This is a genomic window from Catellatospora sp. NPDC049609, from assembly GCF_040675365.1.
GTDB lineage: Bacteria > Actinomycetota > Actinomycetes > Mycobacteriales > Micromonosporaceae > Catellatospora.
Window position 1 is genome coordinate 20,817 of record NZ_JBFAOU010000062.1, and the last position, 21,412, is coordinate 42,228.

A 21,412-nucleotide genomic window follows, 5' to 3' on the forward strand; every position below is an offset into this window, starting at 1 on the left:
CGGCGCGTGCGGCCACCGGTGCCGGTGCCGCGCCCCGGCACCCGCCAGCAGCGCCGGGTGGTGCGAGTGGCCGACCTACCCGGCGCACGCCCTGCGGCAAAGTGATCTGCAACCGTCCACTTGCGAGGAACTGCTCCAATTGCTGCCATGAGTCCCTTTGAAGTCTGGTCGCTAGTCGCAGCCTTCGTTGGCATCGTCGTGAACATTGTGGTGTTCGCCGCGCTTGCCTGGCAGATTCGGCTGTTGGCGAGACAGGTGAACTTGGCGCAGGAGGCGGTAGAGCTAGACCACGAACGCCGACGCAAGCAGGCGACACAGCAGGCGGTCGACCTGTTCCTCAGCCGACAAGCAGAGCTTCGCCGACGAGGCATACCGTTCGATCATGACATGGAGGGTGTTGCCGAGATTTTGACGCGCGCAGCCGCGGGCGACCAGGGCGCGAACCAGCTCATCAGCGAATACACGAACCTCTGGGAGATGCTCGCGAATTCGGTCCGCTACGACGTCTTGCACCTCGATGTGGTTGATCAGAACTTCGGACGAAGAGCCATCGTCGTAGCCGAGTTGTATCGACCTTGGGCTGACATGATCAGATCAGCGGCCGAGAACCCAGATCTGATGACAGACCTCGACTGGCTGGTGGACAAGATTCGCGCTCGTCGCGGTATCCAGAAGCGCCTGGACGAGACTGATCGCGCCGTTGCGGCAAGGCCACAGTGACGCAGTTGGCCTCTTCGGTGTGACCTGCCCCAACACCGGCCAAGCCAGACGCTAGGGCTGTTCGGGACTGTGTCCGTTGTGACCTGCTTTGCATGAAGGGGCCGAAGGGGCCAGCCCGGCGCGTACCGGGTCCTTCGGCTCCTTCGGCATCTTCACCGTGACCTGCGGCTATTCACCGGCATAGGCCGGGGGTGATCTCCGATGACCTCCCCCGGTGGTGCCGAGGCTTCGCGCCTGGGCGTGCGCGTGCTGCCCGACACGTCGCTGTTCGCGCGGTCGCTGCTGCGTTACCTCGAACGCATCGAGCGCCGCACCGTCGTGCGGCTCAAGACCGACCTCGACGTGGAGCACCTGGTCCGCCAGGCCCGCGAGGTCGCCGACGCCGCAGGTAAGGCCGCCAAGCTCCAGCTCGAAGCCGACGTGGACGGCAAGGGCCTCGTGCGCGAGGCGCGTAAGGCCGCGTCCACCGCCGAGAAGGCCGCCAAGGTCCGCCTGTCGCTGGACCTGGACCCGAAGAAGATCGCCGCCGGGGCCGCGTCCCTGCTGGGCCTGGTCGCCTCCGGCGTGAAGCTCGCCGTTGTCGCCGCCAGCATGGCCGCCGTCGCGGTACAGGCGATCCACCTCGTCGCCGCCCTCGCTCCGGCGGCCGGGGCGGTCGCGTTCATCCCCGGCGTCGCCCTGGCTGCCGCCGCGGGGATCGTCGCGCTCAAGCTCGCGTTCTCCGGACTCGGGGACGCCCTCAAGGGTGATCCGGAAGCGCTCGCGAAGCTCGCGCCGGCCGCGCGGTCGGTGGTGGTCGAGCTGCGCGCGCTCGCGCCCGCCTGGCAAGAGGTCGTGCGCGCCGTTCAGGGCCGGGTGTTCGCCGGGGTCGCCGGGGACATCAAGGGCCTGGCGCAGACGTGGCTGCCTCTGCTACGCGACAAGCTGTCCGGCATCGGCGGCGCGTGGAACTCCGCGTTCCGCGAGGCCGCCGCGCTGGTCAAGACGCCGCAGTTCATCCGCGACATCACGACCACGCTCGACGGGGCCGCGTCCGCCGGGAGCAAGCTCGCCGGAGCGGTCGCGCCGCTGCTGAGCATCTTCGCGACCCTCGCCCCGTTCGCGACGTCCTTCCTCGACTCGTTCGCCGGGGGTGCGGCCGAGGCCGCCTCCTCGTTCGCGTCGTTCCTGTCCTACGCCCGCGACAGCGGCGATCTCGCGGCGTTCTTCCAGACCGTCAGCGACACCCTCTCGCAGATCGGCCGGATCGCGTTGCAGGTCGGCGGCATCCTCGCCGCCGTCTTCAAGGCCACCGAGACCAGCGGCGGCGGGCTGCTCAACAACCTTGAGACCATCCTGACCGAGGTCAACCGGTTCTTGTCGGCCGGTGAGGGCAAAGCCGCCCTCCAATCGATCTTCTCCTCCGTGCAGGCGGTCCTTAAGAACCTGCTGCCGATCATCTTCGACCTGGTGTCCGCACTCGGACCCGGTGTGGAGGCGCTGCTCGGTGAGGACGGTCTCGCCGGAGGGCTGCGCGCCCTGCTGCCCGCCGCGAAGCCGGTCGGCCAGGCGCTGTCCGCCGTGGCCAAGGCCGCCGCGCCGCTGCTGCAACTACTCGGCTCGCTGCTGGCGGTCGCGCTGACGCAGGCGGCCGGGTCGATCCAGGTCCTGATGGCCGAGCTCGGCCCGCTGATCGGCATCGTCGCCCGGACCGGCTCGACGCTGCTCCAGACGCTTCTCCCGGCGCTGACGCAGTTGATCTCCGGCGGGCTTCCCGCGGCGATCGAGCTCGGGACCGCCCTCGCCGAGGCGATAGCGCCGATCGTGCCGATCGCCTCGGAACTCGCGTCGACCTTCGTGCGCGAGGCGATGCCCGCGCTGACCCAGTTGCAGACCGCGCTGAAGGGCGAGCTCGTTCCGGCCCTCGCCGCGGCGGCCCAGCAGCTCGGCGGCGCGCTGATCGACGCGCTCCGACAGGTCGCACCGCAGCTCCCGGCGCTGACACAGGCGGCGGTCGCGTTCGCGCTGGCGTTCGGTCAGATCCTTATCGCCCTTGTCCCGCTGATCCCGATCATCGCGCAACTGCTGGCGCAGATGGTCTCCTCCAAGGGCCTGCAGGTGGCCCTGTCCGTGGTGACCTTCGCGCTGAACACCGCCGCGAGCTCGCTCGGCACCGCCTCCGGCGGGCTGCGCACGCTGATCGGCTGGCTCACCTCGGCCCGAGACTGGGCGCAGCGCACCGGAGCGTCAATCTCCGGCGGGTTCTCCTCGGCGCTGAGCTTCATCGGGTCGATACCGGGCAAGGTCGGCTCGATGTTCGCCTCGGCCGGGTCGTGGCTGGTGCAGGCGGGCCGCAACATCATCCAGGGTTTGATCAACGGCATCTCGGCCATGATCGGCAAGCTCAAGGACAAGCTCTCCTCGGTGACGAACCTGATCCCCGACTGGAAGGGTCCGGCCGAGCGGGACCGCAAGCTCCTGACCCCCTCCGGCCGCTTGATCATGGACGGTCTGATGAGCGGGATCGCCCGCGAGCTGCCCGCCCTACAGGCCCAGCTTGCCGGGATCACCACCGACATCTCCTCCGGCTTCACGGAGGGGATCGAGCGGGTGCAGCCGCGCCAGCCCTCGCCGATCGTCGGCCGCCTGGCGTCGCTGCCGGGCACGCCGACCGAACCCGGCGCCGCCGTCCCGCCGCCGATCAACCTCACCGCCCTTGTCCGGGTCGGTGACGGCCCGGTGCATGAGGCGGTGGAGGCAGCCGTGGCCGACAACCCCGACCGGTTCGCCGCGCACCTGCGCACAGGCGAACGCCAACTCACCCGCAGGGGGTAAACGGTGACCCTGTACCTCGGCCGACCCGGTGCCCTCGTGGAGCTGCCCGACCCCGACCCCGGCGTCACCGCCACGCCGGTGCGCGCCGCCGCCGATCACCAGTTGCTCGGCGGCGGCCGGGTCGTGGACCTGCTGGGCACCCCACGGCGGATCATCACCGCGTCGTGGACCCGCCTCCTCGATGACGAGTACGCGCTGTTGGAAGAGTTCCACTCCGGTGCTCGCGGCTCCGGCCCGTTCGCGCTGCTGCCGTCCGCCGCCCGCTGGAACTACCTCACGACCGGGCAGGCCGCCGCGACGTCGGCCACCGCCAACACGTCCGGGTGGACCGTCACCGCCTCGGAGTCGGTCGCGTCGGTGTCGGCTCCAGTGCTGCGCGGACCCCGTTGCCTGGCCTGGACGGTCCCCGCCGCGCCGACTTCCGGGCTGCTGGCACCCGTCGCGCCCGGCGGTGCGCCAGGGTGGTCTACCCCGCCAGCCGTGGCGTGGTACTTCGCGGCGGCGGTGCGCGCCAGTACCGGAGCTCCGGAGGTGACCGCCCGCCTACGGTGGCTCGACGCTGCCGGAACTCAGCTCTCGATCAGCATCGGGCCGCCGCTGACGATCAGCGCGAGCGGCTGGTTGACGGCCGCCGTGGCGGCCACCGCGCCCGCCGGGGCCGTCTACGTCGTGCCCCGGCTCTACCTCACGGCAGCGACCATCCCGGCGCCCACGACCGTGTACGTCGACACGCCCCGGCTGGGCATCGGCACCTCCGGATCTTGGACACCCGGCCGTGGCCTGCCTCTGGTCACCCTGACAGACCTGACCGACACCTACCCGTGGGCCGACGTCCACGACGCGAAAGCCGTCTTCACGGAGGTGGGCTGATGATCCCCGTATCCCCGGAACTCGCCGCGGCGATCGAGGCACCTGAGCGTCAGCCGATCGTGCGCCTGTCGATCGACTGGGACGACAACGGCCACGGCCCCGCCGGGTCCCTCGACGACCTATCCGCCCGCGTCGAGTCGATCACGATCACGCGCGAGCTCGCCGGGGACCTGCCCGACGAGGTGTCCACCCTCGAAGGGTCGGCCGCCTCCACCTTGGATGTGGCGTTCGGCGCCGGGGACACCGGCACCCCGGCGTCGGCGTACTTCTCCCGCTTCAACACCGCTTCGGCGCTGGCTGGCAAGGAACGCCTCGGCCGACCCGTCACGGCGGACATCGGGTTCGTCACGGCGAACGGGCCGCAGTACGTCCGCCGGTTCACCGGCCGCACCGACGCGTGGACGTCGGCGTCGGCGTCCCGGTCAGTGCGGATGCGGGCACTGGATCTCAAGGAACGCCTGTCGTGGGATGTCGAGCTTCCCGTGATCGCACGCGGTACGGCAGGGCTGAACGCTTCGTGGATCACCCGGGAAGCCCTCGCACGCGGACCGCTGACCCCCTTCGTACCGTCGCCGTTCCCGGAGGCGCTGGACCTGTTCGTCCCCATGGCCGGGACCATGCTGCCCGCCGGGCTGGACGTCGTCCCGAACTACACCGCGCGGATGATCCGCTCCCGGTACGGGTTCCCGCAGACCACGACCGGCACCAGCTTCTCCGACATCACCGCCGAACCGACGTTCGTCCCCGGCCCGTACCTGGGCGGCACCTACGCCGGGCAGGCCCCCGGCGCGCAGGCAGGCAACGCCATCCGCGGCGAGATCACCTACGCGAACACGTTCCAAGGTGACTACATGGTCGGCCGGGTCGAGTTCTGGTTGAAGCGCCGCGCGAACCTGACCGGCGAGAGCGCCAGCGCGTGGAAGGCCGCCGCGATCCTGCCGCACTCCTCCGGCGGCGCCGGAGTCCTGACCGGTGTACGCCCGGACTGGTCGACAGGGTTCGGCTTCTACACCACCAGCCCGGACAGCCCGGCATGGGTGCAGGCCGGACCCACTGTCCCCGCTGACGGGCAGTGGCATTACATCGGCGTCGAGTGGGACGCCGCCACCACACCCGGAACCGTGGCGATGACGTTCCGCCTCGACCACGCCGCCCCGGTGACGGCCACGCACTCGTGGACGCCGGCCTTCCTCGACGTACAGAACCGGTCGTTCCTCTTCCGCACACCGGTTGCTGAGGTGGCCCTGTCCACCCGCACGGACTTCAACGCCCCGCCGTGGCTGATCGACCTCGCCGACACGGTGAACTGCCGCCTGGATCTGTCCACCCTCGAACTCGATGCGGTACCCGATCCCGGGCCGCGCCCGGCGTGGGAGTGGATCAGGCAGCTCGCCGCCGCCGAGCAGGCTGTCACGTTCATCGACGAACAGGGCGTGTTCTGGTATCGCACCGCCGCCCGTATGGCGTCCGGGGAGGCGCAGACGATCGCGCGCACGGTCACCACCACCTCGACCCTGACCGACCTGTCCACCGACGAGCAGCTGACCGCCGTGCGCAACAACATCAAGGTGACGGCCCAGCCGGTCACGATCTCCGGTGCCCTGTCGGTCGTCCAGGCGGTCACCGACGTGATCGAGCTCAAACCGAATCAGTCGACGTGGCTGTACTGGGAGCTGCCCGGCGTGGCCGACGTGCCGACCGCGGTCGCGATCAACCGCCCGTCCGATCCGGCCCCCAACACTGCCGGGTCGTTCGTGTGCGTGGCGTTCAACCCGGCGGGCACGACGACCGGCGCGGCTGACGAGAACCTGCTGTCCACGTTCACCGCCGAAGCGCTGCGCTACGGCGGTGCGACCTACCAGGTCCGTGTGCGCAACAACTCCACCAAGACCGCGTATCTGGCCACGGCGAAGGCGAACACGCCGACCGTGTCCGTCGTCGGCCGGAAGATCACTCTCGGGACGTACACGGTCGAGCGGTCGCCGTTCTACGCCGCAGGTCTTCACCCGAGCATCCGCCGGTTCGGGTTGCAGCGCCTCGCCCTGCCCGCGTCACCGTGGCTGCAACAGCCCCGCATCGCGGACTCCCTCGCTTCCCGGCTCGTGGCCGACCTCCATTTGCCCGTGCCCGTCCTGAGCTCGGTGGAGATCGTCGGAGATCCCCGGCTCCAGCTCGGCGACCGCATCCGCATCACCGACCCCGACGGCCTGGCCCTGGACGGCCATTACTGGATCGTCGGCATCCGCGACACGTTCTCTCGCTCCGGCTACCGCCAGCAGATCACCGCCCGCCGGGCGGCGACGCTGCTCGCCTGGGACACCGGCGTGTGGGACACGAACACCTGGGGGTGACCCGTGCCTGTCTCGTTCGACTACCAGGTGCCTGGCCAGATCGCCACGGCCGCGTTCATCAACTTCCTCGCCGACACCGTGACCGACCACGACGCCCAGCTCGAAGCCGCGACCTATGGCCACTACGCGGGCAAGCTGATCACGGTCGCGGCGACGAAGGCCACCACCGCCAGCACGACCGAAGTCGCGGTCACGGACTACGGGTTCAGCAACCTCGACATCCCCGCCGGCCGCATGGTGGAGTTCGTCGCCCGCCTGCGGGCACAGTCCACCGTCGCCGCCGACGCGGTGATGTTCCGGCTCCGGCAGGGCTCCGTCTCGGGCGCGATCGTCGGTGAGGAACGCCTCCCGCTGATCGCCGCAGCGACCCCGTACGAGCGGGTCCTGACGTTCCCGTGGCGCTCCACCGGTGGCCCGATCACCTGGGTACTGACCGCCCACCGCATCACCGGAACCGGGTCGGTCACCATCACGACCGGCGGACCGACCCTGCCGGGCGCGTTCTACGTCCGCGACCTGGCACCCGACACCGCTTTCACGATCATCTGATCCGCCCTCACCAGGCCCGCCCCACCGCTGGGGCGGGCCTTTCGCATGCCCGGAGGTCACACGCCCCGTGTGGCCCGCCCGCGCGGGCGTGCGCCTCCGCAACAGGAGGTCTCCATGTCCTACGCCCCGCGCACCCTCCTCGATCTGCGCGCCTACCTCAAGCCCAAGACCGGCCTGTCCGACAACGCCCTCGGCATCGTCGGCGACAGCCAGCACGGCAGCGGCTACCACCTCGGTCGCGACCGGCTCAAGCACCGGCTCGACCGCGACTACTCCACCCGCACCGCCCGCGACAAGGCCGGACTGACCGACGCCGCGTCCGCGTTCGACCTCGGCAACCACAAGCGCCTGCGCGAGTTCTCCGTGTGGCTGGTCGCGCAGTGCCGCGCCAACGCCGCCGACACCCGCGACATCCGGGAGGTGATCTACAGCCCGGACGGCCGGACCGTCCTGCGCTGGGACCGCGAGCGGGGCGTGTCCTCCGCCCCGAAGGCGGGTGAGGCGTCGGACTCGCACCGCTACCACACGCACATCTCCTGGTACCGCGACTCGGAGCACCGCGACAAGACTGCCGTGTTCAAGCGGTTCTACGTCTCGGCCACCCCGCCACCAGCCCCGGCACCGAAGCCGCCGGCCGCGCCGAAGTGGCCCGGCCGACTGCTGCGCTACCGCAAGGGCAAGCCGCAGATGCACGGCGCCGACGTGCTCACCTGGCAGAAGCGCATGAAGGCACGCGGCTGGCGCATCGACGCGGACGGCTGGTACGGGCCGCAGTCCGCCGCCGTCTGCCTGGCCTTCCAGACCGAGAAGCGCCTGACCCGAGACGGCATCGTCGGCCCGCAGACCTGGGCCGCCGCCTGGACCGCACCCGTCACCAACACCTGAGCGGAGCCGCCCCATGTCCGCTGACCTGATCCCCACGATCGTCGCCCTGTGCGGCGCCGGTGGGCTCCTGTCCACCCTGCTCGGCTGGGCACTTGGGCGCAGGCGGCGGCAGATCGACATCGCCAAGCTCGCCACCGACATCGCCGCCGAACTCCTGTCGGAGATGCGGACCGAGATCGACCGCCTGACCGAACGCCTCGCACAGGCCGAACACGAAGCCGACCAGCTCCGCGCCGAGCTGGCCGCAACCCGCACCGAGCTGGCCGCCATGCGAGACCGCCAGCCCTAACCCGAAGGAGATCCCCTTGTCGGACTACCTCGCCTCGCTGATCCGGACCATCGTCCCGGTCGGCGTCGGCTCCCTGCTCGGCCTCGCCGCGGAGCACGGCATCACCATCGACGCCGACTCCCGCGCCGCGCTCACCGCCGGACTGATCGCCCTGGCGACCGCGACCTACTACGCGGCCGCGCGGGGTGCCGAGCACTCCACCCGCCCGTGGCTGGCGTGGCTCGGCCGCGTCCTGCTCGGCGGCATCGCCGTCTCCCCGGTCTACGTCGAGTCGACCCCGGCCGACCTCGACCGCTACGGCGATTGACCAACATGACTGCGCCCCGCCCGTACCTCAACCGAGGACGGGCGGGGCGCTATCGGCGTTTACGGCTACAGGCCGCGGTGCGCAGCCCAGCGGCGGGCGGCGTCGGCTACCTCGCCTTTCCAAGGCTGCGGATCAGCGGCGCTTATCTCGTCCCACAGCGCCACATGCGCCGCGACCAGCGTCGACACCGCGTCCTCGCTGGCGCTGGCATAGGCGGGCAGCGTCTCGGCCCACAGCTCCGCGTCCTTGGGCTCATGCCCGGCGCGGATCATGTGCAGAGCCGTGCAGGCGGTGTCGATCCACGCCGCGCCCAGCGTCGGCCATGCCCAGTCGATCAGCCGCGCGGTCGACCCGATCAGGATGTTGTGCGCCTGCATGTCGGTGTGCGCGATCGTCTGCCCGTCCAGCAGGCCCGCCCCCGCGCCCGCGTACTTGGCGAACCGGTCGGACATCGTGCGCAGCACCACGCCTTCCGAGGGCGGGACCGCAGCCAGGGTGCGCAGCATGTCCGCGATCAGCGGCAGGTCCGGCGAGTTCGGCGACAGGTCGGCGTGGCGGTGACCGTCGAGGTAGCGGAAGCCGAGCACGTCCCATCCGGCGGCCGAGATGTGGAACATCAGCGGCGCGGACAGCTCCCGCACGCTCGGGTTGACCAGCGCTTCATTGGCTTGGGTCCACACGGCACGGTTGTGGTCGTCGGGTACGCCCTTGAGGAAGTACCGGTCACCGTGTGCGGTCTGCATGACCATCCCGACGAGGCAGTTGCTGCCCGAGTTCATGTGCTGCTCGCTGGCGAAAGGGCCCGTCTCGGTCTCGATCAGCCGCCGAAGCTGCTCGGGCAGATCCGCCCAGCCCACGCGAGTGTTCATCCTCTATCCCTTCCGCGTGCCGACCCGAGACGACCGGTCACGCTACCCCACACGAGGGGGTGGCCCCGGCCGAATCGGCCGAGACCACCCGTGCGTGTCCGTACCCGTGGATCAGTACGGCGCGTCGTCTCCGGCGTTGCACGAGCACTTGTTGTTCGCCAGGACGGTCTGTTCGACGTTGACGAACTCGATCGCGGTCACCTCACGCGGCGGCTCGGGCCGCTGCGACAGCGCGACCATGACCGGAGCCGGACGCTCCGGGGCCAGTGTCGGTGCCATTGATAATCACCTCCCCACTCTCTCGGTGCTGGCAGTAGCGCTCCATCGGCGACTTCGCCTTGCGGTAGAGCTGCACCAGCGGCATACAGGTGCCGCACGTCCCCTGGACGCCGCACCCGCTACACCCGCCTTGCCTGGCCAGCAGCCCGTCAGCGATGCCGCCGAGTCGGCGCAGACCCTCCACGCCTTCGGCGAGAAGGTCGATAGCGGGGTCCCGGCCGATCTTGCAGACCGACGCCTTGCCGTGCGGGTCCACGTGGAAGAACGTGTGCCCGGCGTTGCAGCCCGCGAAGGGCTTGCGCTTGGCGATCAGCGGGATCGACTGCACGGCGAGCGGGCTCCCGTCGCCCTGGATCGTCGGGGCCATGTTGCTGAACACGTGGTACGGCACGCCCAGCCCTTCGGCCAGGGCGCGCATGCCGTCCACCTCGGTGTCGTTGGTGGTGGTGGCCAGCAGGTTGAAGTTCATCGGCAGCCCGGCCTCAGCGCCGGCCGTGATCCCGCGGTGGAACTTGTCGAACGCGCCCCGGCGGCGCACCAGCGCGTCATAGCTCTGGGCGGTCGCGCCGTACACGCTGATCGTGAGGTGGTACGCCGGCCGCTCCCGTAGCAGGTCCAGGACCTCCGGCTTCCACAGCCGGGACGCGTTGGTCGAGATCGAGATCATCATCCCGAGGTCCCACGCGTGCCGGTAGCTCTCCATGAACAGCGGGTCAATCAGCGGCTCCCCGCCCGTCATCTGCAACCAGACGACCCCCACGTCCCGCAGGACGTCGAGCATCTGGACCCGCTGGTCCCAGTCCATGCCCTCGAACTGCTTGAGCCCGAGGTAGCAGTGCTCGCAGTCGTAGTTACAGCCGAGGTTGAGCTCCCACGTGGCCCGCCCGTACCCGAGCTGCCCCGGCTGGCGGACCTTCACCGTCTCGTTGATCGGCTGGCCGATCAGGTCCATCTGCCAGCCCGCGCCCGCCGCAGCCGACAGCCAGTCGGGCACCCCGCCGTTGCGGGCCGACACTTCGCGTAGTTCGTCGTAGTGCCCGGCGGGGATACGCATCCCCTGTTCGCTACCGGGCCGCAGGATCAGATGCCCCTCGTCCAGGAACGGGGCGGCGATGAGCTTGTGCACGTCGAACACCTCTCGGTGGAGGGATGGGTCCGGTCCTTAGAAGCGCCGAACGACCGGATGGCGCGCGTGCCGTCACAGGCGACGGCGGTAGAAGTCCCGATTCACGTCATCACCCCCTCCCGGCGTACGGCCTCCTGAGCGGCCAGGTGCGCCACCACACGCGGGTAATGGCGAGCCGCGTCCCGGACGCGGGCACGCCCGCCCAGGACGTCCCGGAACACGTCGCGCCCGTCGTCGTGCGCGGCCGGGAGCACGAAGTCATCGCCGCCGCGCTCCAACAGCGCGATGTCGGCCGGGAAGACCGCCGGCCGTACCACGACGAACGACACCGCCGGACCCGGCAGCCTGCGCCCATGCTGGTCGGCCTGCGCCCGATCACGCACGAACGCACCGAACATCAAACCGGCCCCCGCGTACAGCCCTTGAGCGACGGCAACCGGAACGCACAGCAGCTCATCGGCATCCTCGGCAGACGGCGGCCCGAACACCGCCACCCCCGCACAGGCCAGCACCCCGGATCGGCCCCGCCGTTGCCGCACATCCTCTGCCGCCTCCACCAGTAGCTCGAACACGTACCGGCCGTATCGCGGTCCCGACTCGCAACTCCACCAGCGCAAGAACCCGTCACCGAGCACGTCGACCAGCGCCGTGCAGTGCCGCGTCACCCGGTCCAGGTACGCGCCGAGGCTGTGGTGAACGGTCCCGACATCGGTGGTCGGCGGGTGAAGGCGCCGGAACGCTATCCCTGCGTAGGCGGTCGTGTTCACCGGTCGGCCTCCCGCGCTCGGATTCGCGCCAGGCCTCGCCAGTAGTCGGCCATCGTGTTGTCACCGCCGCACGCGACCGTGAGTCCCTGCCGCGCCAGCAGGTTGCCAGGACACGGCCATGCCATCTGGCACGACGGGCACGGCGCATCATGGTCGGCTTCATGGTCGGCGAACAACTCGCGAGCCATGGACCACATCACCAGGTCTGCGCCGCCCGGCGGGTCGATCGGCGGGTTATCCAAGTCGAGCTCGACAGCGGGTGCCTTTAGGGTCATAGAAACCTCACTGGTGATGTGTGAAAGGGCTGGTCACCCCGCCGGACGGACTCGTCGGCCGCGCCCGGCGGGGGAGCTTAGGCGATGGCGTGGGCAGGTCGCCGACGCGCGACCAACTGACGCCAGAAGCGGTCACGTCGCCGTACGCGAACCGGCGCGGGCGCGGCGGCGCTCGCAGCGGGGGCCACGGTCGGCATCACCCGTGTGTCACCGAGAAGGGTCTGTAGCTCCCTCATGGCTGCTACGGATCGCTCCTCCATGACGTCAGCAACGTTGCACGGCAGGGAGCTGCCGCACGAGCACAGCCCGCCTTTGGGCGCGTGAACGCTGGCGATGTACCCGGCGGTGAACAACGTCTGCCGGGCTCTCGCTTCGGGGTCACTCGCACTTCGCGCGTACGTCGCCCACGGACACGGATGGATGGCGAACCGGCAGTATGTCTCCTCGCACGCCAAGCACAAGCCGTCACGCCCGGCGACGTGAGCACCGATCGAGGGCGGCAGGATGACCCCAAGTGCATTACTGGTTTGAACTGCGGCGGCCATCGTCAACCTCCCCATATACACGGTGACTTCCGTGGATATGACGGTAGGTACCGGGACGGTCGCAGGCCAACGAACTTGCGAGAACTTGCGCGCTACTCCAACTCGGAGAGTGCATGGTTGATGAGTTCGCGTGCCGCCCTGCCGGTCACGGCCATGCGGGCTAGCGTTGCGAAGGTCTCCAGGTACATGCTGATCTCGCGGGGATTGGTGATGGTCAAGAAGGCCGACACCAGCTCGACATGCGCCTGGAACTCATCATGAACATAGAAGGATTCAACCGCCCAACGATCGGTACGGTCGATAGCGAAGGGGATGATGCTGATGCTGACTGAGGGAACTGACATCACCCTGAGAAGATGGCGTAACTGGGCTTCGAGGACGGCAGGACCGCCGACTTGGTACCGGAGGGCGGCAGATTCAAGGACGAACGCGAATCGGTGCTCTCCCTCGTAAAGGATTCGCTGCCTTGCCATCCGTTCCTCGACAGCCTCCGCAACGTCATCCACCGGAACTTGACGGCGGCGCCGAAGAGAGTCGAGCACGGCCGTCGTGTACTCGGGCGTTTGCAGTAGGCCGGGGATCATCGAGGCGCAGTAGGATCGAAAAATCTTAGTTCGCTCGTAGACCTCGCGTACGGCCACGTTGAGCTGCTTCAATCCTTGGCGTTCAGCGCGTCGCCAGTCAAGCCACATCATCGCTGCCGCCCGAAGCTCGGCGACAAGCTCTGAGACTAGGTGCTCAGCCGAGCAAACCTGGCACCACTTCGTGACGTCAGATTCGCTCGGCTCGGCGATGGCGCTTTCGATACGGCTTGTCTTGGACTCATGCCAGCCAGCCCGGCGAGACAGCTCACGCTGTGACAAACCTGCACTTCTGCGGACGTCTCGCAATCTGATGGCGAAAGCCTTCCGGGCAGCTTGTGCACTAGACGACGAGGTGCCGGAACCCTGGATGGACACGTTCGGTCTTGCTTAGGACAGACTGAAGTCGGAGTGGTCGACAGCCCTTGCCCATGCGGCGCTGAAAGCCGATGAACACAGCTTCACGGCCTCTGGTGCTTCTGTCACCTCGTTAGCAACAAATGACCCATCGCCCGCGAAGTGACCAAATTGAACAACTCGGTCATCAAAGATCCAAGCATCGTTTCCCGGAAGAGCAAGATCGGAGGCTTCCCGCCGGGGAAGCCAGCGGATCAATTCGCCGGCCGCGATGTTTACGGCGTCCGTAACCGCGTGCTCGAACCTGATGTACCTAGAGACGGGCACGCTGACAACTCGGACTCGCTTAATGACCACTCCGCGCTGTACAGCCGCTCGCATTCGCTCGCTGTGGTCGCGATATGCCGCAATCGCGGCGTCGACGTTGCCCGCTTCCCACGCCTTGTAACCTGGGTCTTCCGTCATGTAGCCGTCGCGGAACTCCAACTTGAGCGCGGTTCGGTTGCAGGCATCGAGAAGATCAGCGAACTTCAGCCCCACTGCACGCCTCCATGATGATCTCCACCATCCGGGCTGGCAGACGGACGACTGACTCCGAGTCCAGAAGCGGGCTGCGCTCGTTGATCCACTCCAGGGTGGCTGGATCAACGACAGTCGCGCCCTGGAAGAAGAAGTCGCCTGTTTCGTGGTCCCGGAATACTGCCGGGCAGTTGTCGCCCGGGTTGTCAGGGTCTTTCCCGTAGAACCGTAATGCCATCGCCTGCTCCCCTCAACGGTGTTGCGAATACTTGCACCATATCGACAAGTTGGCATGTCGGGGAGATGTCGTTCCGTTCTGTAACGGTATGGTTGCCATCGGATCTCGTCCCTTGGCCCAACTGCCGCATGCCACAGGTACCTCTTACGGCCGAGGTTTCAGGACCTCGGACGTAGCGGTCACCTAACCAGGGGTGCCGCTAACGGTCGAGAGTTGCGGTGTGCGGCCGTTAGCGGCTACCCTTCATCGTGCAGCGCGATATAAGATCGCGTAAAGCGAAGGAGGAGTGATGGCGGTCCAGGAACCCAAGACGCAAGATCCAATTCTTGAGCTGGTTGCCCGCCTGCTCGCCGGTCAGGCAACCCGCCGACCGGATCAATGGGTGGCATTCATCTACGCCCGATGCAGCTCGGACCCGCTCGGACGCGGGAAGTCGGTTGAACGCCAAGTTGAGGACTGTTGGCTCGATTGTGAGCGCAACGGCTGGCACGTCGGCGGGATCTACGTGGACAACGACCGGTCCGCGTCCAGCTTCGCGCGCAAGGACCGGGAGGAGTACAACCGGATGGTCCTCGACCTTCGGGCGAACCCGGTCAATGTGCTGGTTTGCTGGGAGGCCAGTCGAGCGACGCGTGATGTCCGCACGTACCTCGACTTGGCGGATCTCTCGCGCGAGCAGGACCTCCGGTGGTACTTCAACGGCACGATGTACCACCTTGAGGACGAAGATGACGAGTTTCGGGCCATGCTCGACGTATCCCTGAACCACCGAGAGGTGCGCAAGCTGTCCCGCCGCGTCCGGGCGGGCCTCGCAAAGTCAGCGCGTGACGGCCTGCCTCACGGCGGACCGATCCCCTACGGCTACGTGCGGCGCTATGACGAGAGGACTCGGGAGTTCATCGCTCAGGACATCGATGACAAGCCGCGTCGGGCAGTCAGCGCGGAGGGCGTTGAGATCATCTACAACCCGGCAGACATCATGCGGGAGATCTTCGACCGCATGGCATCGGGGGACTCGCTGCACATGATCATGAAGTCCCTCAACGAACGCGGTATCCCGTCACCAGCTGGGAAGACGTGGACAACTCAGCGCGTGCGGGGGATGTGTCTGAACACGACGTATATCGGTTGGCGCACTCTCAAGGGGGCATTTGTACGCGAAGGCGTGTGGAAGGGCATCGTCGCCGAAACGACCTTCAACACGGTAGCGGCGAGGCTGGAGGACCCTTCCCGTAAGACGAACTGGCGGAAGGGCAACAAGGCCGTGCATCTTCTCTCGTTCATCGCGCGGTGCGGCAAGTGCGGAGACAAGCTGAGGACGGGTGTCCGCAAGGACAAGCGCGGGCGCTACTACCAGTACCGCTGCGACGGGAAGGGATGCGTGGCAATCCGATGCGAGAAGCTGGACGCGTACGTGGAGACCCTGCTGATCGCTCGCATGTCGGACCCGAAGACTCTTGAGTGGCTGGTCCGGCCCGACGACACGGCAGCGCGTGAGAGTGCAGAGCGGGCGGCTGCCCTGCGAGGCACCATCGAGCAATGGAAGGCAAAGGCCAAGACGGGCAGCATCGGACCCGACGAGTACGACGAGATCGTCAGCGGTCTTCATGCTGAGGTCGCGCGTCTTGAGGCCAAGGCAGCTCCCGTATATGTGCCGTTGCCGCTGCGGTCGCTGGTGAGCGAGGACGCTGCGGAGACCTGGGACGGCTTGCTCCTGGCCGCGAAGCGCGACGTGCTAGACGTCGTGATGGGCATCGACCTACTTCCTGCGAAGACGGTCGGCGGCCGCGGATTCGATCCCGACCGGGTTCGTGTCACGTGGCTCCTGGACGGACGGAAGGTCGCGAAGCAGAGCACAGGCAAGCCGTCTGCCGCTCATGGCGGCGGAGCGAAGGTGCCACGCCAGCTAGCCCGCACGTCCTGAACGTCGAAGGCGGAGGCCCCGGACAGTCGAAGTGTCCGGGGCCTCTACGCGTCCGAGCTTAGGCGTTGCGGCCGACGAGGCGAAGTCCTGCGCGAGGGCGCGGCTGCTGGGCAAGGTAGTTGAGCTTGGCCCGCACGGCGGTCGGAGGGACGTCGAAGAAGTGGGCGAGGGCGCCAACGCCACCGCTCAACTGCGCGTACGCCTCGTTGAACGCGCCGTCAGGAAGCAACCGGGCGAGGGCGATCATCTGCACGTCGGTGCCGTACTGCGGGTTGCGCCCGTAACGGCGCAGGTCCCGTTCGGCCAGCGCCTCCGCGACGGCCACCCTGATCTCCGGCTCCGTCAGGCCGCCGTGGACCAGGATCATGCCGGTCGCCTCGTCGTAGACGTTGCTGGCACCGATGTTCGCTGGGGCAATCCCCAGGCCCTCGCCGAGCGCGGTCGCGATCGGTCTGTACCCCTCTGCACTCACTTGCCTTACCTCCACGCGGTCCCCGTGCGGTGCCCTCAGAGCACCTTACTCGAACACGCGTTCTAAAAGCGTGGTCCGAGCCTTGATCATAAGACCGCCTGCAACACTCGCGCGCCCTACAAATGGGCAGTGACCTGCCCGGACTTGAGGGTTGTTGACAGGACAATGGGGCGTCTGCCGCTATTGACCCACTGCGTGCCGGGCTATCGCTTTGTCTGCTCGCTCCCGCGCCGCGCGAGCCACGGCCGCAATGTCGTCGGCCCTGCTCTCCGCGGGTACGGCGGCCAAGAGGGCGGAAATCACCGCCATCACGGCCTGCTTGCCCTGCTCGGTGAGTTGGTCCACCTCACGCGGCAGTCGCCGGCCGAACTCGGAGACCTCGGCGTTCGGGTCGCGCATGTCGAAGCCGAGCCCCTGGGCAGCACCCATAATGACCTCCCGCGGCGTGACACCCATGCCTGCGGCCAGGCCGGTGATGGTGTCCGGCTCGGGGAAGTCGGAGTTTCGGCCGTTAGCGAACTTGGAGACGTTGGACTGCGCTAGGCCGCCGTCTTCGGCGATGCGCGTCAGGCTCCTGCCGCCGGCCTTCGCGGCGGCGATCATCTCGGCGAGGGTTCGCATCGTCGTTTCTCCAGGTCATCGCGTGTCGCGTTGAGTGTGCACGTGTCGTGTACCCGCGACAGGTTACGACAACCGAAGTTGCTCGGGCATCTGTACGACTGCCGCGTCACACGCAAGATCGCTTGACCGTCCTTGCGGCTCCGACATACGTTCTAGCCTGTCCAACACGCTAAGCGATGAGCAATCGCGCTAAGCGATCGGGAGGGGTGGGACATGTCCGAAGACCGTACGACCGTGCGCGAGCTGCGCGCCCGGTACGCCGAGCAGTTCGCCGACCAGATCCGCGAGACCGTGGACCAGGCGCCGCCGTTCACCGCCTCGCAGTTGGCGTTCATGCGCCGCTGCGTCCGCAGCCGCCGCGCCGAGGCGGTGACCCGATGACCGCGACCGCCGTCGCCGCACCTGCCGGGTTCCCCGGCATCTCGACCGAGTGCGTCCAGGACTGGCACGAGGACTGCACATACGTGCGGTGCGCGTGCGACTGCCACACCGGGCCGAGCGTCACCTCCCGGCAGCGGGCGATCCTGCGCGCCGTTGAGGACCACACCAGGGCGCACGGGTACGCGCCGAGCCTGCGCGAGATCGCCGACGTGATCGGCGTGAAGTCCGTGGACACCGTGGCCTACCACGTGCGCCGGATGGTCGTGCTCGGCCTGCTGACCCACGCCGCGGGCAAGGCCCGCACCCTGTCCATCCCCGCCGGCCGCTAACCGCCTGGCTCCCGTCCTTCGCCCGCTCGCACCGTGCCCGGTGCCGAGCCGATGAGTGCTGCCCGTTCCTTGACAACTCCACAGCGGACAACGCCAGAAACGCGCCTCACCTGCGGGTGGGGCCGCGCCGCTCCCCGCGCATCCCGCGGCGGGGCGCCGGTTCGAGACCGGGCGGCGCACGACACCACCAACACGAGGGAGGCCCATCGGTGAACGAGATTAAGACGTTCGTGTTCCCCGACAGCGGGGAGCAGATCCAGACCGTCAAGCGCGACGGCGGGGTGTGGCTGGCGGCCCCGCCGATCGCGCGGGCGCTGGGCTACCGGCAGGCCGGGGACATGCTGCGGCACCTGGACGACGACGAGAAGGGCACGCACACAGTGCGTACCCCCGGCGGGGACCAGGAGGTCACCGTGATCACGGAGTCCGGCCTGTTCCGGGCGCTGGCGGCCCGGCGGGTCGGGTGGGTCAAGGACCCGGAGATGCGGGCGCGGGTCGAGAAGTTCCAGCGCTGGGTGTTCGCCGAAGTCCTCCCTGCCGTGTTCCGCGATGGCGGGTACGTGGCCCCGTGGGCGAGCCCGGACCAGCTCGACCAGATCGTTAGCCGCGCGGAGGCTCAGGCGCGGGTCCTGCGGGCGCTGGGCGGGATCGCGGACCCGGCGTGGCTTGAGGCCAAGGCCCGCCACATCGCCGCCCGCGCGATGGGGGAGGAGCCGGAGATCGACCCGGCCCGCTGGCCGCTGACGATCGGGGAGTACCTGGCCGACAAGGGCATCCAGGGGCCGACGCTGCGCAGCGTGTCCCCGGTGTTCGGCAAGCTGGTCAAGACCTACTACCGGGAGCGCTACGCCGTCGAGCCCGCCCAGGTGGAGCGGTTCATCGACGGGGCGCTCCGGATGGTCGCCGGTTACACCGAGGCGCACCGGGACCTGATGGACCGGGCGTGGCGGTCGCTGACCGATCGGCGGCTGCTGGTCGAGGTGATCGGGTGAACGCCGAACGACTGGGCTACCAGGCGGGGCGGCGGCGGGGCCGGGTCATGCTGACGCACCCGGCCACCGGGTGGCGCATCTCGATCAGCGGCGAACCGGACGAGCTGGCGCGGGTGATCCTGCGCGCCGCCGCCAGCGACCGGCCCGGCGCCGAGGGCGTGCACGTCCACCGGGCGCACCCGCTGCGGGAGGAGATGGCCGCGATCATGCGGCGGAAGCCGAGGCCCCGGTGAACGCTAACCGGGACAAGGGCATCCGCGCGGAGCGCGCTGTGGTCGCCTACCTCAAAGCCCACGGGCACCCGCACGCCCGCCGAGCCCTCGCGGGTCCTGCCGGGGACGTGGGCGACATTGAGGGGACGCGGGCGGTGTGGGAGGTCCGCGATCGGGGACAGGTCCGGCTCCCGTCGTGGCTGGCAGGCCTGGACGCCAAGACGGTGCGGGCCGGGGTGCCGGCCGGGCTGCTCGTGCTGAAGATGCCGGGGCTCGGTGCCCCACACGCGGGACTGTGGCCGGTCGCGATGCGGCCCGGGACGTGGGGTCGGCTGACCCGGATGCTGCCACCCGCGTACGCCTCGGTGATCGACGTCGACGCCCGCGGCGGGCTCGACCTGGAGGACGTGATGGTCCGCGCGATGGACCGGCGCACCGAGATGTGCGCGTGGATCGGCGCCGCACGGGTGTCACTGCGCTCCGGGCTGGTCGTGCACATGACCACCCTCGAAGCCGCTGCCTCGCTCGTGCCGCCGGTCACCAGCCAAGACGACATGACGAAGGGGGAACGGTCATGACCACAACCACGGAAGGCCCGCCGGTGCGGGAGGCGATCCTCGACGTGATGATCCGCGTCGGCGCGGTCGGCAAGGGCGACTACAACCAGGGGCAGAAGTTCAACTTCCGCGGCATCGACGCCGTGTTGAACGCCGTCGCCCCGGCCCTGCGCGCGGCGCGGGTGATCGTGCGGCCGGAGTACGAACCGGCCACGGTGCACTACCTCGAATCCGGAGGCGGTAAGCGCCAGGTCCACGCGCTCGTGCACGCCCGGTTCGAGTTCATCGGCCCTGCTGGGGACTCCCACATGGTCCAGGTCAACGGGGAGGCGATGGACACCGGCGACAAGGCGGTGAGCAAAGCGTCCTCGGTCGCGTTCCGGACCGCCTTGATTCAGGCGCTCGCATTGCCGACCGACGAGCCGGACCCCGACAGCCAGGTCTACGACATCGGCGCCGCGCCCGCCGAGGACTCCCCGTCGTCGCTGCGCGCCCGCATCGCCTCGGTGGTGCAGGCCAAGGGCTGGACTTTGGAGGACGCCGCATCGGACTTCACGGCCCGGATGAAGGCCGACATCCGCGACGCCGATGCCGACACCCTCCGCGCGTACCTGGACAAGATCGGCGGTGAGGGCAAGTGACCGGGGAGATCGTGTCGCTTCGTGACGCCGCACAGCGGCTCGCCATCCTGAAAGTGCTGCGCGAGCGCGTCAATCACGCCTACGACCTGGCCCGCCACGAAGCCGAGCGGCTGATGGCCGACGGGGACCGGCTAACGGTCGCCCTCGACGGTCACAAGCTCGGGTCGGTGACCGCCGTCGCCGGTGGGGTCAAGGCCCGCATCACCGACGAACGCGCGTTCACCGCCTGGGCCACCGAACGCCGGCCGTTGGAGATCGTGACCAGCGTCCGGCCGTCCTACCGGGACGCGCTGTTGAAGCGGATCGCCGAGGATGCCGAGCCTGGCGACCCACCGGCCGACCCGACATCCGGCGAGTTCATCCCCGGTGTGGAGATCGTCGGCACGGGCGGGTACCTGCGGGTCCTGCCGGTCAAGGACGCAGCCGCGTTGCTGCTGCCACGGCCGGAGGCGGTCCGGGCCGCGATCACGCCAGCGCTGGGCGGGGAGGACGACCGGTGAGCGTGGTCTACCTGCGAGACGACCCCGACCGCGCGCCGCGGCTCACGCCGGCCGACCTCGCCCCGCCGGACACCGTGCGGGAGCTGCCAGCGGCGAGCCGGATGGAGAAGGGCTGCGGCTGGGCGCTGGTCGTGTACGCCGTCGTGGTGGCGGCGGGTCTGCTGGCGTGCGCGGTCGGCGGTGCGGTGTGGGTGTGGACGGCAGCGCTTTCCTGAACCCGGCCGACCCGTGGGCGGCGTCGGCGTTCGGCCGCCTGGTTGAGCGCTGGCACGCGCACGTCGAGTGGGAGACCGAGTTGGCCCGCTCGCAGGGCTACGCAGCCGGGTACGCCACCGCCAACGCCGAGACCGTAGCCGCGCTGATGTTCGCCCTCGGCGGGCCGGACGCCAAGACGTGGCGGCAGGCCGTCGAGCGCCATCACCGCGTGCTCGACGGCCGCCGC

General features: G+C 68.9%; 28 protein-coding genes. 18 read left to right on the top strand and 10 right to left on the bottom strand.

All coding sequences use genetic code 11. The features are described 5' to 3' along the window. The first annotated feature begins 147 nt into the window (after positions 1–147). From AB0J67_RS19035 to AB0J67_RS19070, 8 genes are all read left to right on the top strand, one after another. Complete coding sequence (locus AB0J67_RS19035; protein WP_363484078.1) at positions 148–720, top strand: hypothetical protein; 573 nt, start codon at positions 148–150, stop codon at positions 718–720. A 201-nt stretch (positions 721–921) separates the two neighbouring features. Further along, the gene (locus AB0J67_RS19040; RefSeq protein WP_363484081.1) at positions 922–3,534 is read left to right on the top strand and encodes a hypothetical protein; all 2,613 of its coding nucleotides are present in this window, start codon (positions 922–924) and stop codon (positions 3,532–3,534) included. A gap of 3 nt (positions 3,535–3,537) precedes the next feature. Next, complete coding sequence (locus AB0J67_RS19045; protein WP_363484084.1) at positions 3,538–4,404, top strand: hypothetical protein; 867 nt, start codon at positions 3,538–3,540, stop codon at positions 4,402–4,404. After that, a complete protein-coding gene (locus AB0J67_RS19050) occupies positions 4,404–6,755 on the top strand; it encodes a hypothetical protein (RefSeq protein ID WP_363484087.1) in 2,352 nt (783 codons plus the stop codon). Before AB0J67_RS19045 ends, AB0J67_RS19050 begins: the two co-directional genes overlap by 1 nt. Positions 6,756–6,758: 3 nt before the next feature. Then, entirely contained in the window at positions 6,759–7,304 is a 546-nt protein-coding gene (locus AB0J67_RS19055) for a hypothetical protein (RefSeq protein WP_363484090.1), read from the top strand. Between the two features lie 114 nt (positions 7,305–7,418). Then, positions 7,419–8,189 carry a peptidoglycan-binding domain-containing protein gene (locus tag AB0J67_RS19060; RefSeq protein ID WP_363484093.1) on the top strand — a complete coding sequence of 257 codons (771 nt, stop codon included), beginning with the start codon at positions 7,419–7,421 and terminating at the stop codon, positions 8,187–8,189. A gap of 13 nt (positions 8,190–8,202) precedes the next feature. Further along, positions 8,203–8,478 (top strand): hypothetical protein, encoded by a 276-nt coding sequence (locus AB0J67_RS19065; protein ID WP_363484096.1) that lies wholly within the window; start codon positions 8,203–8,205, stop codon positions 8,476–8,478. 16 nt (positions 8,479–8,494) lie between these two features. Then, entirely contained in the window at positions 8,495–8,785 is a 291-nt protein-coding gene (locus AB0J67_RS19070; protein WP_363484099.1) for a hypothetical protein, read from the top strand. Positions 8,786–8,850: 65 nt separating this feature from the next. On the opposite strand, the gene AB0J67_RS19075 is transcribed toward AB0J67_RS19070, so the two are convergent. From AB0J67_RS19075 to AB0J67_RS19110, 8 genes are all read right to left on the bottom strand, one after another. Continuing rightward, the gene (locus AB0J67_RS19075; protein ID WP_363484102.1) at positions 8,851–9,654 is read right to left on the bottom strand and encodes a hypothetical protein; all 804 of its coding nucleotides are present in this window, start codon (positions 9,652–9,654) and stop codon (positions 8,851–8,853) included. A gap of 111 nt (positions 9,655–9,765) precedes the next feature. Next, a complete protein-coding gene (locus AB0J67_RS19080; RefSeq protein ID WP_363484105.1) occupies positions 9,766–9,894 on the bottom strand; it encodes a hypothetical protein in 129 nt (42 codons plus the stop codon). After that, entirely contained in the window at positions 9,857–11,059 is a 1,203-nt protein-coding gene (locus AB0J67_RS19085; RefSeq protein WP_363484108.1) for a radical SAM protein, read from the bottom strand. The genes AB0J67_RS19080 and AB0J67_RS19085 overlap by 38 nt, the downstream gene beginning before the upstream one ends. 101 nt (positions 11,060–11,160) lie before the next feature. Beyond that, positions 11,161–11,826 carry a hypothetical protein gene (locus AB0J67_RS19090; RefSeq protein ID WP_363484111.1) on the bottom strand — a complete coding sequence of 222 codons (666 nt, stop codon included), beginning with the start codon at positions 11,824–11,826 and terminating at the stop codon, positions 11,161–11,163. After that, positions 11,823–12,101, bottom strand: coding sequence for a hypothetical protein (locus AB0J67_RS19095; protein ID WP_363484114.1), 279 nt, complete (start codon positions 12,099–12,101; stop codon positions 11,823–11,825). Before AB0J67_RS19095 ends, AB0J67_RS19090 begins: the two co-directional genes overlap by 4 nt. Before the next feature lie 637 nt (positions 12,102–12,738). Then, positions 12,739–13,605 carry a helix-turn-helix transcriptional regulator gene (locus tag AB0J67_RS19100; protein ID WP_363484117.1) on the bottom strand — a complete coding sequence of 289 codons (867 nt, stop codon included), beginning with the start codon at positions 13,603–13,605 and terminating at the stop codon, positions 12,739–12,741. Positions 13,606–13,617: 12 nt separating this feature from the next. Beyond that, positions 13,618–14,124 (bottom strand): DUF6879 family protein, encoded by a 507-nt coding sequence (locus tag AB0J67_RS19105; protein ID WP_363484120.1) that lies wholly within the window; start codon positions 14,122–14,124, stop codon positions 13,618–13,620. Further along, a complete protein-coding gene (locus tag AB0J67_RS19110) occupies positions 14,105–14,341 on the bottom strand; it encodes a hypothetical protein (protein ID WP_363484123.1) in 237 nt (78 codons plus the stop codon). The genes AB0J67_RS19105 and AB0J67_RS19110 overlap by 20 nt, the downstream gene beginning before the upstream one ends. Before the next feature lie 289 nt (positions 14,342–14,630). Here AB0J67_RS19110 and AB0J67_RS19115 point away from each other — a divergent pair, with 289 nt between their 5' ends. Beyond that, a complete protein-coding gene (locus tag AB0J67_RS19115; protein WP_363484126.1) occupies positions 14,631–16,265 on the top strand; it encodes a recombinase family protein in 1,635 nt (544 codons plus the stop codon). Between the two features lie 58 nt (positions 16,266–16,323). On the opposite strand, the gene AB0J67_RS19120 is transcribed toward AB0J67_RS19115, so the two are convergent. Next, positions 16,324–16,737 carry a hypothetical protein gene (locus AB0J67_RS19120; RefSeq protein ID WP_363484129.1) on the bottom strand — a complete coding sequence of 138 codons (414 nt, stop codon included), beginning with the start codon at positions 16,735–16,737 and terminating at the stop codon, positions 16,324–16,326. A 180-nt stretch (positions 16,738–16,917) separates the two neighbouring features. Continuing rightward, complete coding sequence (locus tag AB0J67_RS19125) at positions 16,918–17,358, bottom strand: hypothetical protein (RefSeq protein ID WP_363484132.1); 441 nt, start codon at positions 17,356–17,358, stop codon at positions 16,918–16,920. Positions 17,359–17,571: 213 nt separating this feature from the next. Between AB0J67_RS19125 and AB0J67_RS19130 the strand changes: the two genes are divergently transcribed. From AB0J67_RS19130 to AB0J67_RS19170, 9 genes are all read left to right on the top strand, one after another. Then, positions 17,572–17,739 carry a hypothetical protein gene (locus AB0J67_RS19130; protein ID WP_363484135.1) on the top strand — a complete coding sequence of 56 codons (168 nt, stop codon included), beginning with the start codon at positions 17,572–17,574 and terminating at the stop codon, positions 17,737–17,739. After that, positions 17,736–18,068: a hypothetical protein gene (locus tag AB0J67_RS19135; protein ID WP_363484138.1), complete on the top strand. Its 333-nt coding sequence runs from the start codon at positions 17,736–17,738 to the stop codon at positions 18,066–18,068. Before AB0J67_RS19130 ends, AB0J67_RS19135 begins: the two co-directional genes overlap by 4 nt. Positions 18,069–18,277: 209 nt before the next feature. Further along, positions 18,278–19,060 (top strand): Bro-N domain-containing protein, encoded by a 783-nt coding sequence (locus tag AB0J67_RS19140; RefSeq protein WP_363484141.1) that lies wholly within the window; start codon positions 18,278–18,280, stop codon positions 19,058–19,060. Further along, the gene (locus AB0J67_RS19145) at positions 19,057–19,293 is read left to right on the top strand and encodes a hypothetical protein (protein WP_363484144.1); all 237 of its coding nucleotides are present in this window, start codon (positions 19,057–19,059) and stop codon (positions 19,291–19,293) included. The genes AB0J67_RS19140 and AB0J67_RS19145 overlap by 4 nt, the downstream gene beginning before the upstream one ends. After that, a complete protein-coding gene (locus tag AB0J67_RS19150) occupies positions 19,290–19,850 on the top strand; it encodes a hypothetical protein (RefSeq protein WP_363484147.1) in 561 nt (186 codons plus the stop codon). The genes AB0J67_RS19145 and AB0J67_RS19150 overlap by 4 nt, the downstream gene beginning before the upstream one ends. Then, complete coding sequence (locus AB0J67_RS19155; RefSeq protein WP_363484150.1) at positions 19,847–20,470, top strand: ERF family protein; 624 nt, start codon at positions 19,847–19,849, stop codon at positions 20,468–20,470. The genes AB0J67_RS19150 and AB0J67_RS19155 overlap by 4 nt, the downstream gene beginning before the upstream one ends. Continuing rightward, entirely contained in the window at positions 20,467–20,970 is a 504-nt protein-coding gene (locus AB0J67_RS19160; protein ID WP_363484153.1) for a hypothetical protein, read from the top strand. Before AB0J67_RS19155 ends, AB0J67_RS19160 begins: the two co-directional genes overlap by 4 nt. Then, a complete protein-coding gene (locus AB0J67_RS19165; RefSeq protein WP_363484156.1) occupies positions 20,967–21,185 on the top strand; it encodes a hypothetical protein in 219 nt (72 codons plus the stop codon). Before AB0J67_RS19160 ends, AB0J67_RS19165 begins: the two co-directional genes overlap by 4 nt. Continuing rightward, a partial coding sequence (locus AB0J67_RS19170) for a hypothetical protein (RefSeq protein WP_363484159.1) occupies positions 21,164–21,412 on the top strand: 249 nt, incomplete at its 3' end. The genes AB0J67_RS19165 and AB0J67_RS19170, both read left to right, overlap by 22 nt.